This is a genomic window from Marinomonas sp. BSi20584 (assembly GCF_002792415.1).
Taxonomy (GTDB): domain Bacteria; phylum Pseudomonadota; class Gammaproteobacteria; order Pseudomonadales; family Marinomonadaceae; genus Marinomonas; species Marinomonas polaris.
In genome coordinates this window covers 31,659-45,617 of the sequence record NZ_KZ454886.1, presented here as the reverse complement: position 1 = coordinate 45,617, position 13,959 = coordinate 31,659, and the positions used below count along the sequence as shown (strand labels likewise).

The following is a 13,959-nucleotide window of genomic DNA, read 5'->3' as shown; positions in this document are numbered from 1 at the left end:
TTTATACAGATAAAGTGGTTAGTTAGCCGAGCGTTTTTTCACCCACACCACAATGCCTTTTTGCAGCAAGATAAAGAACAGTAACAAACCGCCAACCGCGAGTTTTGTCCACCAACTGTTTAGCGAGCCATCAAACGTAATTAAAGTTTGAATAATGCCTTGGATCATTCCTCCCAAGAAAGTACCAAACACATAACCCACGCCACCCGTTAACAAAGTCCCGCCGATAACTACCGCAGCAATAGCATCTAATTCCACCCCAACGGCTGCGAGTGGATACGCAGAACCTGTGTAGATCGCAAAGATCACCCCTGACATGGCGCTGTAAAAGCCGCTCAACGCATATATTTTAATAATGGTCTTTTTTACTGGCACACCCAACAAAGCGGCAGAATGACTGTCTCCACCCAAAGCATATACGCTCATGCCAAAACGCGTTCGGCGGGCTATTAAAATCCCCAACGCAAGCAATACCAACATAGCCATGGCAATAAAGGTCAAACCACCGCGTCCTGGCAGAGGAACATAAATATCGTATAACCCAGCAATAAAAGGATGATCAATCGGTACCGCGTCTAGGTTGATTAAATACGCCAAGCCTCGAAACAAAAACATCCCTGCTAAGGTAACGATAAATGCCTGAATCTCGAAAAATGCAATAATTACTCCCATTGCGGCGCCAAAGGCAACGCCAACAACCAAGGCAATACCAATAGCAAGCAAAGGATGCATACCCGTATTGGAAATCAGATACGCCATTAGCACGCCGATAAAGGCGATCATTGACCCAACCGATAAATCGATCCCACCGGATAAAATTACAAATGTCATACCAATCGCAGTGATGATCAAAAACGCGTTATCAGTTAATAAATTTGAAAATACCAAGGTGTCACGAAAGCCTTGGTATTGGTACATGCCAAAACCGTACAGCATGATGAAAACCAGTAAGGTTGCCAATATCGGCAAATTACGTTCGTTAATCATGGCTTTGCACTCCTCTTATCAGTGCTAGCTTCACCAGCACTGCTTTTGCCTGCATTCTTATTCTTCAAGAAGAAGCCTGACAACCATTGACGTGTTTTAGGCGATTGAATCAACAATACCGCAAGAATAATGGTTGCTTTCACAACCAAATTGTATTGGGCAGGTAAACCACTGGTCAGAATCGCCGTGGTTAAGGTTTGAATAATCAGCACACCAACAATCGTCAGTAACAAATAAATACGCCCGCCCGCTAACGATGCACCAGCCAAAACTACAGCTAAGATAGCATCCAGTTCTAACCACAATCCGGCGTTATTGGCATCCGCGCCACGAATGTCTGCCGCGAGAATAATACCGCTCATCGCCGCACAAAAACCCGAAAAAACATAGGCCGACAACACCAGCAGGCGCGCCTCAATACCAACCAAACGACTGGCTCGCACGTTGGCGCCAACCGCTTCAATAAACAAACCAAGCGCGGTTTTTCGCATCACTAGAACCGTCAGTACAATCATACCTATCGCAATCCATACACGAATAGGGAATGCTAAGAAATAGCCATTACCAATGGCATCCAAAACATCAGAATGAAAAGTGACGATTTGTCCTTCAGTAATCATCTGTGCGATACCGCGACCTGCCACCATCAAAATTAACGTGGCAACGATTGGCTGGATGTTAAACACAGACACTAAGATGCCATTCCACAAGCCACAGACTACGCCAGTGCCGAGTGCACATAAAATAACCAACCACACAGGAAAGTCTGTATTCACCGTCAATACGGCCGTCACCGCACCAGAAATAGCGATCACCGCGCCTACCGATAAATCAATACCACGAGTACCGATTACCACCGCCATGCCCAATGCCACCAAAGCCGTTGGAGTGGCGCGATGTAGAATATCCAACAGGCTACCAAACAGATGCCCATCTACGATTTTAATACTCAGAAAACCCGGCGTTATCGATGCGGTGACCAAAATGATCAGCACCAGCGACAACAAGGGCGCGAGTGTTTTTTGATGTTTATGCAGAAAATTATTCTTTTTCATAGAAACGGCTACTTTGAATATTTGCTTATAAAAGAGATTAATCGAGAGACTTTCTATCGCACTTTAACTCGCAATCGTGCGTAATATCGCTTGCTCTGAAACCTCATCACCATGAAGCTCCGATATCTTATGATGGTCTTTCATCACTACCACCCGATGAGCAAACATAACCAACTCTTCCAGCTCAGAAGATGCGACTAATAGACCCATGCCTTGTTCACAAAGCTCTTTAATGATCTGGATAATTTCATGGTGAGCACCTATATCAATACCACGTGTTGGCTCGTCTAATATCAGTAAGGCAGGATGCGTAATCAACCAACGGGCAAGAATCACTTTTTGCTGATTGCCACCACTTAACTCGCCAATAGGTTTGTCCATATCAGGCGTTTTTATCGCCAAACGATGAATCATTTCTTCTACTAGATTTTGCTGCTCTGCCATGGAAATCGGCGACCACCAACCTTTACTCGCTTGCAGGGCAAGAATCATGTTTTCTCTGACGCTCAATTCCGCCACGATGCCATCTTGTTTACGGTCTTCTGGGCAATACCCCATGCCAACTTGGATGGCACGACGCAAAGACGATTTAGTCAGTGAATGCTTACCAAGCGTGACATCGCCTTGATCCGGCTTCACCGAGCCATAAGCCAGCTCACAAAGCTCAGTACGACCAGATCCCAACAAGCCCGCCACACCGACAATTTCCCCTGCTGCGATACTTAAATTTAACGGCTGAAGATAGCGTTGCTTGCCGACATTATTTAACTGCAAAAGCTCAGTACGCTCGCGTTTAATGGAATGGTCATGAGCGGTTGGGGCAAGATCCTCTAAGGATTTACCCACCATGTGACTGACTAAATCGGAACGCGTCAGCTCGGCGGTTTTAAAAGTACCAATGCACTCGCCATTGCGTAGCACAGTGATACTATCGGTAATACTGTAAACCTGATCTAGAAAATGCGTTACAAAGATGATGCCTAACCCTTCGGATTTCAAACGTTCCATCAAATCGAATAACTGCTTGATTTCATCACTGTCTAAGCTGGCAGTCGGCTCATCTAATATCAGCATTTTGGCTTGCGTACTTAAGGCGCGGGCAATCGCCACTAATTGCTGAATCGCAATCGAATAAGTGTCTAACTGGCGCAATGGATCTATCTCTAAACCGACTTGCGCTAGTAACTCTCTGGCGCGGATTTCAGCTTTCTTCCAGCTAATCAGACCAAAGGTTTTTTCTTGATGCTGTAATGTCAGGTTTTCCATGACGGACATGGTAGGAATAAGGTTAACTTCTTGATAAACCGTACTGATGCCTAAACGCTGAGCGTGGCCACTATCTGACGCATTGATCAAGCTACCATCTAATAGAATCTCACCACCGTCTCGCGGATAAACACCGGTCAGTACTTTAATTAGGGTGGATTTACCAGCACCATTTTCGCCCAGCAAGGCGCGAATCTCGCCCTGTTGAATCTGTAAAGACACATCATTAAGAGCTTGAACGCCGGTAAAAGATTTAGAGAGATTTTTGATTTCTAATAAAGGACGAACAGCGCTTTGCGCTTCTTTGCCCCTTTCTTCGACTATCAAGGTTTCTTTGGCTTGCACGCTTTCTTTGACTAAATGCGACATGAACTGCAGTCTCCATTTTGACGAACATAAATAAGCAAAAACAAAACGTACCTAGACATCTATAAGCCTAGGTACGTCGCTATATTATTTACGCTTCGCGTATTCCGCAGCCGCTGTATCAGGAAGGTACAATGGGCCGTTTGCTTTAATCCATTTATCTACTTTCTCACCTTTTTGAGAAGCTAAAATCGCATCAAATGCTGGACCACCAAGATGAGGATTCAACTCGATAGTCGCGTTCGCTTCGCCATCAGCCATAGCTTTAAAGATATCTGGAACCGCATCGATAGAAACCACTAAAATGTCTTTGGTTGGTTTCACGCCAGCTTCTTTCATTGCCAGAATAGCACCCAATGCCATGTCGTCATTGTGAGCAAACAGCGCGCAAATATTCTTCGCACCACCTTCCGCCTTCAAGAAACTTTCCATAACTTCTTTACCGCCAGCACGAGTAAACGAACCAGACTGAGAACGGATAATGGTCATATTTGGAAAGTTACTGATGATAGAGTCAAAGCCCGTCTTACGATCAATCGCAGCAGATGAACCAACTGAACCTTGCAACTCAACAATGTTACAACGACCATTGGTTTTTGCTGCCAACCAAGATGCAGCTAATGAACCTTCTTCTTTAAAGTCAGAAGCCACTTTAGTTAAGTACAAACTTGGATCTGCCGCTACACCACGGTCAATCAACACAACAGGGATTTTAGCGCGTTGCGCTTCTTTCAATACTTGATCCCAGCCAGTTTCCACCACAGGAGCTAGCAAAATACCGTCAACACCTTGCGCGATAAATGAACGCACGGCTTTGATTTGGTTTTCTTGCTTTTGTTGTGCATCAGAGAATTTTAGATCGTAGCCACGGCGTTCGGCCTCAGCTTTAATGGATTCGGTTTCCGACGTTCGCCAGCCACTTTCAGAGCCGATTTGCGAGAAACCTATCGTAAGATCTGCTGCCATAGCCGAAGCAGACAACACAGGAAGTAATACAGAAAAAGTTGTCAACACAGCCTTGCGTTTGAATGCACCCAGCCATGGCAACGAAGAACGAACGGAGAGAGATTGCATACTAGATTCCTTTTTGTTTTTGTTGTGATCTATTCTGAGCGCCACACACCTGTCATTAAAGACAAGCCAACACCCTGAGATTCACAATATATCCCTAACACTTACCTTTCAAATGCAAGTTACAGCGAACTTCATATCAATATTGATATGAAAGAACACCGTAACATGACTTTTTTATCCACAAAGTGACACCTTTCAGCCATTAAAAATAGCATTTACATCAAATACAACTGGCTCAACCAAATACTCACCGGCAAAGTAACGACAGACAACAAAGTCTGCATCGTAATATAAGCCGACATCCTATCCGCATCTCCTCCTAACTGACGCGCCAACGCATAAGCCGATGTTGCGGTCGGTACCACGCCAAATAGCACCGCGACCAAGGCAGGCAAACCCCGAACATCCAGCCACCAACACATTAAGCCAATCACCAAAGGAAACACCACAAAACGTGCGAGCGAAGACATAACAAAGGTCATGCCGACTGAACGAATCGTCTCAAAGCGCACACTAGCGCCAACCGCCAACAACACCAATGGCAAGGCAGCTTGAGACAACATACTCAGCACATCAGAGACCAAAATAATCGGCGTCAGTCCTAGCAAATTCAAACTGCTGCCAAGCAAGATCGACACAATCAAAGGATTGCGAAGCAAAGCCCCACTTAGCAAACGTGGTAAGGATGTTGAAGACGAACTATCCGTCGAAGACGGCCCATGCATCAAAGTCATGGACATCACTAAAAAAACATTAATAGAAGGAATCAACACCGATGCGCCCAACGCCGCCAATACCAAACCATCATTACCATACAAACTCCCCGCCAACGCCAACATGACAAAGGTGTTAAAACGCACACCCGCTTGCAACATGGACGACGCCGTCGGCGCAATCACCTTCATCAGCCAAGTACTGACAAATACAAAAACAGCAGTCACGAACAAAGCAAACAACAAAATAAAGGCATACTTTGGCAACATGGGATTGCTGAAATCGATCTGCGAGGTTTTGCTAAACAACAAAGCAGGAAACAGCACCCAATAGGACAACTTATCAACGCCAGACCAAAAGCCTTCCATCGGAAAACGCCAACGCTGACAAACAGCGCCAGCCATTAAAAGCAAAAATACCGGCAACACTGAAAGAGAGAGAGAAAACACGATTACCCCTTAAAAAAATAGCCCAAATGCCCCTGCCCGAAAGCACGAGGTAATCACCTGTAGGTCGGCCTTTAGGCCGTCAAAAGCCCGATAACACCAAACCAAAAACCTTGACGCGCTAAAGCACGGACCTACAAGATCGACGGAATTCGTTTAACGAAAGCCTCCTTCGCGAGAATGACAAAGCTGCCAATCCTGAATTGCCAATTGCTCTACAAACCACGACAAACCTTTGCCCGGATCATCTTTACGCCATGCCAAGTACGCCATCTGATTCGGCCTTGGCAACTCACACTGACGCAATACTAAACGCCCAGAACTCAGCTCATCAGCAATGCGATGTTTCGGCAAATACCCCACGCCTAAACCCAAACATTGCGCTTGAATTTTACTGCGCATGGTATCGACCCTAAGCACTTGCCGACTCTCAAAAATCCCACTGCTGCGGGCTGGCAAAATTTTTGAACTATCAGCAACAACAATAGAAGGATATTGACGCAATTGCGCGGCGGTAATCGTCCCATCGGTCAACGCCAACGGATGCGTCGGCGACGCAGCGAACACAAACTCTATCTCACCAATGGCTCGGATATGGACATTACCCTTAGGCAACTCACCCGTCGCGCCAATGACCAAATCCGCCCTATCGTCTTGCAGAGCATCCCAACCTCCGCCGACAGCTTCTTCAGACAAACTCAATTCTACTGGTCGATTCTGCGATAAAAAATCCCCAACCACCGACATCAAAGGTGACTCTAATAGCACAGTATCTCGGGCGATTCGAAGCTTAGGCTCCCAGCCTGACTCAAACTGCTTGATCGAATCTTCTAATCGCATCGCGGCTTCTAAAATGGCTCGACCTTGCTCCAGCACCAAATGCCCTGCTGGTGTTAACACGGCTTTTTGTCGTGATCTATCAAACAAAGCCACACCCAAATCATCTTCCAGCTTCTTCACCGTATAGGTCAATGCAGACGGCACTTTGAACAAAGCATCCGCCGCGGCCGCAAAACTACCCAACTGATGAATCGCCTCCAACACCCGTAATGCTTCCAATGTGACCGCGTATGCCATAGCTCAACCTTTATTCAAATTTTTTGAAATACTAGCTCAAAACCTTCCGGTTTTCTTTCTTTTTAGCAACGCCTACACTCACTTCATACACCGCAAGCCACTCTGTCTTCCGGTAACTAATAGGAGAAATACCATGATCACTATTCGCAACGCACAAGACCGTGGACACGCAAACTTTGGTTGGTTAGACAGCAATCATACATTTTCTTTTGGCAGCTACTATGATCCTCAACAAATGGGCTTTTCAAACCTTCGAGTCATCAATGATGACACAGTAACGCCAGGCGCTGGTTTTGAAACTCATGGCCACAAAGACATGGAAATTATCAGCCTAGTCCTAGAAGGTAAAATCGCTCATAAAGACAGCGCTGGCAACATAAAAGAATTGCCAGCAGGCGAATACCAACTAATGTCGGCAGGCAAAGGCATTTACCACAGTGAATTCAATGCCTCTAAAACAGACATGCTGAAATTCCTACAAATTTGGATTCAACCAAATAAACTAGGTGGAGAACCGGGTTACCAACAAAAAGAGTTTAGCCAAGCGCAAGGCTTCACCACGGTCATCACACCGGACGGCGCGAATGGCACCTTGCAAGTAAAGCAAGACATGCAACTGATTCAATTGATCCTTGAAGATCAACAAAAAGCCACATGGCAAGCCGACAGCAATCGCCACTACTATGTGCACCTGATCGAAGGCGAACTGTCCCTAGGCGACGGCATCACCATGCGACCTGGTGACGGCGCGAAAATTGAAAACGTGTCAGAAATTAACTTTGAAAGACTAAGCGAGCAACGCGTTAAAGCACTACTTTTTGACTTGGTTTGATTGGACTTGAGTGATTGAATTGTATAAACGTTTAAACCCGTATATTTCCACGGGTTTAAACTTCAATAAAAAAGTTGAATCACGCGGCATTTTTAATGTCGCGAGGTTCACGATTTTTTTTTAAACTTGCTTCCAATAGGCAACTAAATCCAAATGATCCTTATTAAGGACATCTATATTCATCAGCTTGCGCCTCAACTGAACAATCGCATGCGCTTCCGTTGCAGCCCATACCCAAGTTTTTTCACATGCCCAACCACTCGGCAAATTATCTAAAGCATCAAGCAATAAACGGCCATATGGATGGTTTTCTTGTTCATTGTTGCGGTGAAGCCAATGTAAGTTAGCGCCAACATGCGCTGGTAAAGAAATCTCGCTACTCACTGAATGCACTTCTATCCAAGCATCAATATTGGCAGACTCTGGCAAAATTTCTAACCAACGAGCTAAAGCAGGAAGACTTGTTTCATCAACAAAAAACACATATTTCAAAGCATCAAGAGGCGGCAACCTAACAGACCTTGGTCCGAATATCCCCAACAAATCACCCACTTTTGCCTGTTTCGCCCAAGGCCCACCAACTCCGACATCATGCAAAACAAAATCAATATCGACTGTTAGCAAATCTGCATCAAAAGAACGAATAGTATAATCACGAAATGCTGAAAAGCGTCCTTCGGCTGCACCTTGCCAGTCCGCATTTCCATCATCCAATACTTCCGGCATACGAAGTACATCATCAGACGCATTTGGAAAAAAAAGCTTAACATGGGCTTCTGGTGCTAACGGATGAAAACCAAAAGCCTGAAAATCCTCTCCTTGCAAAGTTACTCGTCGTAATGTCGATGACAAGTCTTTTAACTTAACAACCCTCGCAACACGCTGCTTTAAGGGTACCTGAATACGCTCATGCTTTAATATTGACACTATGCATCCTCTGTCTATTCTAGGAACTAAACTCGCTTATAAAGTACGAAAAGTACCTATGCCTAAAATGCTAATCAAAAGAAAAGCATCAGAAGGTACAAACCAAACAAATACGAATGATAACCCTTATCAATAAATAAAGGAAATCAGAGCTTAAGTTCCGCAGAGTTCTCATGTCGCACAATTTTTTATATCCATGAAGCCTTCAGGCTTTTCAGCGAAGCACCAAACAAAACCAAACAGTTTTTCAAACACATCTTCTCTTGGTGTATTTTTAATGAAAATTTACACCAAGAGAAAACAATCATGGCTCGTCAAAGCATCAGCCTCAGCCATCTAATGACATAAACCTAAGCCGCCTGTTCGGCGGTGAAGCCTGAAAAGGGCTTTTATGCGACGTATTTTATTTTCTAAACCGCCTCTGCGGCGGTGAAGTAGAAGACTTCGTTAATCAGTTGCAAAGCAAATTTCTAAGCAGCCTGTTCGGCGGTGAAGACTGATAATGTCCCAGCGATAACGGCTTTCTTTTTCTAAGCCGCCTGTTCGGCGGTGAAGGCAAGGGTAAAGACTTGCCTGACTGGCCGTCTTTTCTAAGCCGCCTGTTCGGCGGTGAAGGCCCGTTGGGCTGATTTTTCCCGCCCTCAATCTTTCTAAGCCGCCTGTTCGGCGGTGAAGAACGATGTCATGGCTGTTGTCGACCGCCTCAGTTTCTAAGCCGCCTGTTCGGCGGTGAAGTCAGATTCCGCATCAGTCAAACGCCCCTCTGCTTTCTAAGCCGCCTGTTCGGCGGTGAAGCTTAAATCAAGCTTGTAACTATTATCTTGCTTTTTCTAAGCCGCCTGTTCGGCGGTGAAGCTTAAATCAAGCTTGTAACTATTATCTTGCTTTTTCTAAGCCGCCTGTTCGGCGGTGAAGCTGGCGTTCTTGATGTTCCTGTTCCTATTTTTTTTCTAAGCCGCCTGTTCGGCGGTGAAGAAATATTTGTCCTTGTCTTGCGACTTCCCACGTTTCTAAGCCGCCTGTTCGGCGGTGAAGTTTATCGGGATGGTCTTGATAGTCCTATTCGCTTTCTAAGCCGCCTGTTCGGCGGTGAAGTTAGACGCTGGTGAGCGTTGGGATGTGTCGGCTTTCTAAGCCGCCTGTTCGGCGGTTAAGGGGTCGGTGAATTCGCCGTGTTTGCTGGTTCTTTTCTAAGCCGCCTGTTCGGCGGTGAAGTCTAAAAAAGTGTCTGGAATGGAATCTTTAAGTTTCTAAGCCGCCTGTTCGGCGGTGAAGGCGCCAATGCGGAGTGGAGCACTCCTGGCATCTTTCTAAGCCGCCTATTCGGCGGTGAAGTGTTTGGTGTTGAAACTGGGTTGGGGTTAGCATTTCTAAGCCGCCTATTCGGCGGTGAAGGTATTACGTCTTGGTATCAGAAGGTGCCACGGTTTCTAAGCCGCCTATTCGGCGGTGAAGCATGTTATTTTTTCACTTCGTCACACCAAACATTTCTAAGCCGCCTATTCGGCGGTGAAGTTGTTGGGCGTGTGGCGTCTTGGTTTTGAGTATTTCTAAGCCGCCTATTCGGCGGTGAAGTCATTATTGCGCCTGAGTTTAGCCATTTGGATTTTCTAAGCCGCCTATTCGGCGGTGAAGATTACCGCTGTGTTATTTGCCATAAGCCTATCTTTCTAAGCCGCCTATTCGGCGGTGAAGAGAATTGAACATTAGTTCAATCGGCACGAATCATTTCTAAGCCGCCTATTCGGCGGTGAAGGAGCCGTCTTTGCTCTATAGCGTTCTGGTTTCTTTCTAAGCCGCCTATTCGGCGGTGAAGTCATTCGCGGCGTACAAGAGCTTGAGCGCGAGTTTCTAAGCCGCCTATTCGGCGGTGAAGACACCAACCCACGGCAACCCGAAATCATTACGTTTCTAAGCCGCCTATTCGGCGGTGAAGAAGCCAATGCCAAGTTATAGCGATCTTCTTCATTTCTAAGCCGCCTATTCGGCGGTGAAGTCGTCTGTTAAAACAAAGGTGCTAGATTATCTTTTCTAAGCCGCCTATTCGGCGGTGAAGAGCGGCTTTTGCCTTGGCTACGACTGGAACTATTTCTAAGCCGCCTATTCGGCGGTGAAGTTCTTGCCCTTTCGTTCACCTGCCATTACTTGTTTCTAAGCCGCCTATTCGGCGGTGAAGAAGCTGCGTACTGGCGGGACGTTTTACGATGTTTTCTAAGCAGCCTATTCGGCGGTGAAGCTCAATATCGCACTATCGGATCAGGAATCCTTTTTCTAAGCCGCCTATTCGGCGGTGAAGTCATTATTGCCCTATAAGACGATCAAAAAAGCTTTCTAAGCCGCCTATTCGGCGGTGAAGGCCAATCTAGTGAAAGAAGCGCTTTTAGCGCTTTTCTAAGCCGCCTATTCGGCGGTGAAGTTAACTTGAAAAGCGGAATGAGCCGAGAGAGTTTTCTAAGCCGCCTATTCGGCGGTGAAGCTGCGTTTGGCTTAACGCTTGGTGTTTCTTGTTTTCTAAGCCGCCTATTCGGCGGTGAAGTGCGTTTGGATCTTGGGTCTTATCCTCTTATTTTTCTAAGCCGCCTATTCGGCGGTGAAGCCGAACTGATCGTCTTGATAATACGCATATCCTTTCTAAGCCGCCTATTCGGCGGTGAAGATGTTATCACTCCAAATTAGTAACAATGTTGTTTTCTAAGCCGCCTATTCGGCGGTGAAGCAACGGCGTTGAAAATGAAGTAACCATCTTGATTTCTAAGCCGCCTATTCGGCGGTGAAGGTAAACCGTGTTAGGTGGTAACGAAACAGAAATTTCTAAGCCGCCTATTCGGCGGTGAAGGCCAGTATTGCAACGAGTAACAAAGCGTTCACTTTCTAAGCCGCCTATTCGGCGATGAAGAGCGCGGCACAACTACACCAACGGATATTATCTTTCTAAGCCGCCTATTCGGCGGTGAAGGTCATAGCCTTGCGGATAGCCGCCTTGCTGCTTTTCTAAGCCGCCTATTCGGCGGTGAAGCGGATGATAGATCAACGCCTATGAAGCTTGTATTTCTAAGCCGCCTATTCGGCGGTGAAGACGACTTAGATCTAAATGGCTTGGCTATTGCTTTTCTAAGCCGCCTATTCGGCGGTGAAGGCAAATCTTGCAGCTTACAGCCGAGCTAACTCTTTCTAAGCCGCCTATTCGGCGGTGAAGTCGTTCCGTGACATTTTGGCGGCGATCCGTTTTTTCTAAGCCGCCTATTCGGCGGTGAAGAATAGAGCAGCGTCTTGACTTGCCAGAAGAATTTTCTAAGCCGCCTATTCGGCGGTGAAGTTGGAAGATGTGAAGTCAGCATGTTGGGCAAATTTCTAAGCCGCCTATTCGGCGGTGAAGTTGCGACTGTTTCAATGCTTTATCCTGTCCTTTTTCTAAGCCGCCTATTCGGCGGTGAAGACGGCCGCGCAGCGGGTGATACCACTGGCGATTTTCTAAGCCGCCTATTCGGCGGTGAAGCGGGCATGGGGCGCTTGATCATGGCGGGTGACTTTCTAAGCCGCCTATTCGGCGGTGAAGTTTAAGGCGGTCCAAGTGCGTGAAGCGACACATTTCTAAGCCGCCTATTCGGCGGTGAAGACGGGACTCCGTACCCTTCTGTTTCCCAGTATTTTCTAAGCCGCCTATTCGGCGGTGAAGTATCCCCCTCATCAATATCTGCATGGCGAGAATTTCTAAGCCGCCTATTCGGCGGTGAAGAAGAGAAAACCTTTGAGTCTCACCTTTTACAGTTTCTAAGCCGCCTATTCGGCGGTGAAGTACGCCGTCTATGTCAGCAGCAACAAAGCCAATTTCTAAGCCGCCTATTCGGCGGTGAAGTTTATTACGCGCTAACTCCGCATCACCTTTTGCTTTCTAAGCCGCCTATTCGGCGGTGAAGAATATATAACTCGCATGGGCATTCTTATACGTTTTCTAAGCCGCCTATTCGGCGGTGAAGTGAATATAACGAATCATAAACCCTCGGCGAATTTTCTAAGCCGCCTATTCGGCGGTGAAGTCGCATGCAGAAATGCGGGGTTGTTGGGCCAATTTTCTAAGCCGCCTATTCGGCGGTGAAGTTGCTCAAGTGTGAGCAAGTTGAAGCGTGGGCTTTCTAAGCCGCCTATTCGGCGGTGAAGGGTACTTCATTCATCATGAGCCAATGGGTCATTTTCTAAGCCGCCTATTCGGCGGTGAAGCTGATCATGCCACATACGTGGAACCATTCAGTTTTCTAAGCCGCCTATTCGGCGGTGAAGAAACCAAGGCGACCGATGGCCGCCACGGTTTGTTTCTAAGCCGCCTATTCGGCGGTGAAGCAATTGTAAATGTCATCTTAGGCATGTTCTCATTTCTAAGCCGCCTATTCGGCGGTGAAGATCGAAGTTAGGTAGTGGGGTATGGACTGTTTTTTCTAAGCCGCCTATTCGGCGGTGAAGCAAGCACAGAGGTTGTGGAAGAATTCGCGTGTTTTCTAAGCCGCCTATTCGGCGGTGAAGTAGAGAAAATTAGCATTAAGTATTTGATTGTTAAAGAGCTTTGTATCTTTTTAGCAAAAATACCCTTTTTTAAACAAGAAATGCCAAGCCCTTATTTATAAGGGCTTGGCATTAGGTCTAAAAAAAAGGGTCAAAACCAAGGTAAGGTGCTGATAGAACTTAATCCGTATTTGGAAAAGTTCACTCCGTCTTTTTTAGCGCCACTCAAGGTTTGTTTGATAAACAGGGGAAACTGTTGATCCCCTGTTGATCGGCTCTTGATTCTGACAAAAGGCAATGCCAATTGTTTTTCAACTTCGTCAGGGATGCGCTCAACTGCTTCATCATATGAAAGATCATGACGTTTCATTGCTCGGCGACGTAGTCGGTCAGCATTGCTTTTTACATGAACTCGTTTAACAAGACAAAACTCGTTCGTACTCGGCACTTGAGTAACCTTAGTTACCACAGTGAAATCCCCTAAACCACGTCGCCAAGATAAGGCTTCCAGTGCTTCTAAACGACCTTGTGAACCATGTAGACGGAGTTTGTCCCCTAGGCTTTTTTTGGTTGCGCTTGGAAAACTTACGCCAATATCGTTTTGAGACACTTCCACCAAGGCGCGATGAAGCTTGCTAAACAAGGCATTCATCAAGATAGTCTTGGTAAATTCTGGGTCTTCCAATAGGGTAATGTCCAAATAATAGTCCATAACCAC

The 13,959-nt window shown here is 46.3% G+C and carries 9 protein-coding genes and 1 CRISPR repeat array; of the genes, 1 reads left to right on the top strand and 8 read right to left on the bottom strand.

Annotated features, from left to right (window positions below; translation table 11 throughout):
• Positions 1 to 18: 18 nt before the first annotated feature.
• The 6 genes from yjfF to TY87_RS16075 form a co-directional block, all read right to left on the bottom strand.
• Entirely contained in the window at positions 19 to 987 is a 969-nt protein-coding gene (gene yjfF, locus TY87_RS16100; protein WP_100187852.1) for a galactofuranose ABC transporter, permease protein YjfF, read from the bottom strand.
• Complete coding sequence (locus TY87_RS16095) at positions 984 to 2,042, bottom strand: ABC transporter permease (RefSeq protein WP_100187851.1); 1,059 nt, start codon at positions 2,040 to 2,042, stop codon at positions 984 to 986. Before TY87_RS16095 ends, yjfF begins: the two co-directional genes overlap by 4 nt.
• Positions 2,043 to 2,105: 63 nt before the next feature.
• Entirely contained in the window at positions 2,106 to 3,677 is a 1,572-nt protein-coding gene (locus tag TY87_RS16090; RefSeq protein WP_232617160.1) for a sugar ABC transporter ATP-binding protein, read from the bottom strand.
• Between the two features lie 84 nt (positions 3,678 to 3,761).
• Positions 3,762 to 4,748, bottom strand: coding sequence for an ABC transporter substrate-binding protein (locus TY87_RS16085; protein ID WP_100187850.1), 987 nt, complete (start codon positions 4,746 to 4,748; stop codon positions 3,762 to 3,764).
• 215 nt (positions 4,749 to 4,963) lie between these two features.
• On the bottom strand, positions 4,964 to 5,911 hold the full coding sequence (locus TY87_RS16080; protein WP_100187849.1) for an AEC family transporter: 948 nt from the start codon (positions 5,909 to 5,911) through the stop codon (positions 4,964 to 4,966).
• 153 nt (positions 5,912 to 6,064) lie between these two features.
• Positions 6,065 to 6,985 (bottom strand): LysR family transcriptional regulator, encoded by a 921-nt coding sequence (locus tag TY87_RS16075; RefSeq protein ID WP_100187848.1) that lies wholly within the window; start codon positions 6,983 to 6,985, stop codon positions 6,065 to 6,067.
• Between the two features lie 133 nt (positions 6,986 to 7,118).
• Here TY87_RS16075 and TY87_RS16070 point away from each other — a divergent pair, with 133 nt between their 5' ends.
• Complete coding sequence (locus tag TY87_RS16070) at positions 7,119 to 7,817, top strand: pirin family protein (RefSeq protein WP_100187847.1); 699 nt, start codon at positions 7,119 to 7,121, stop codon at positions 7,815 to 7,817.
• A 120-nt stretch (positions 7,818 to 7,937) separates the two neighbouring features.
• Here the strand turns inward: TY87_RS16070 and TY87_RS16065 are convergent, their stop codons facing one another.
• Positions 7,938 to 8,744: a siderophore-interacting protein gene (locus TY87_RS16065; protein WP_100187846.1), complete on the bottom strand. Its 807-nt coding sequence runs from the start codon at positions 8,742 to 8,744 to the stop codon at positions 7,938 to 7,940.
• A gap of 347 nt (positions 8,745 to 9,091) precedes the next feature.
• Positions 9,092 to 13,262: a CRISPR direct-repeat array (repeat unit 28 nt; unit sequence TTTCTAAGCCGCCTATTCGGCGGTGAAG).
• A gap of 130 nt (positions 13,263 to 13,392) precedes the next feature.
• Positions 13,393 to 13,953, bottom strand: a complete 561-nt coding sequence (gene cas6f / locus TY87_RS16060) for a type I-F CRISPR-associated endoribonuclease Cas6/Csy4 (RefSeq protein WP_100187845.1) — start codon at positions 13,951 to 13,953, stop codon at positions 13,393 to 13,395.
• Positions 13,954 to 13,959 lie beyond the last annotated feature (6 nt).

What these genes read in the sequence shown, in the direction of transcription:
- TY87_RS16075 (WP_100187848.1), bottom strand. Translation starts at nt 6,985, where the DNA reads ATGGCATACGCGGTCACATTGGAAGCATTACGGGTGTTGGAGGCGATT.
- TY87_RS16095 (WP_100187851.1), bottom strand. Translation starts at nt 2,042, where the DNA reads ATGAAAAAGAATAATTTTCTGCATAAACATCAAAAAACACTCGCGCCC.
- TY87_RS16085 (WP_100187850.1), bottom strand. Translation starts at nt 4,748, where the DNA reads ATGCAATCTCTCTCCGTTCGTTCTTCGTTGCCATGGCTGGGTGCATTC.
- yjfF (WP_100187852.1), bottom strand. Translation starts at nt 987, where the DNA reads ATGATTAACGAACGTAATTTGCCGATATTGGCAACCTTACTGGTTTTC.
- TY87_RS16090 (WP_232617160.1), bottom strand. Translation starts at nt 3,677, where the DNA reads ATGTCGCATTTAGTCAAAGAAAGCGTGCAAGCCAAAGAAACCTTGATA.
- cas6f (WP_100187845.1), bottom strand. Translation starts at nt 13,953, where the DNA reads ATGGACTATTATTTGGACATTACCCTATTGGAAGACCCAGAATTTACC.
- TY87_RS16070 (WP_100187847.1), top strand. Translation starts at nt 7,119, where the DNA reads ATGATCACTATTCGCAACGCACAAGACCGTGGACACGCAAACTTTGGT.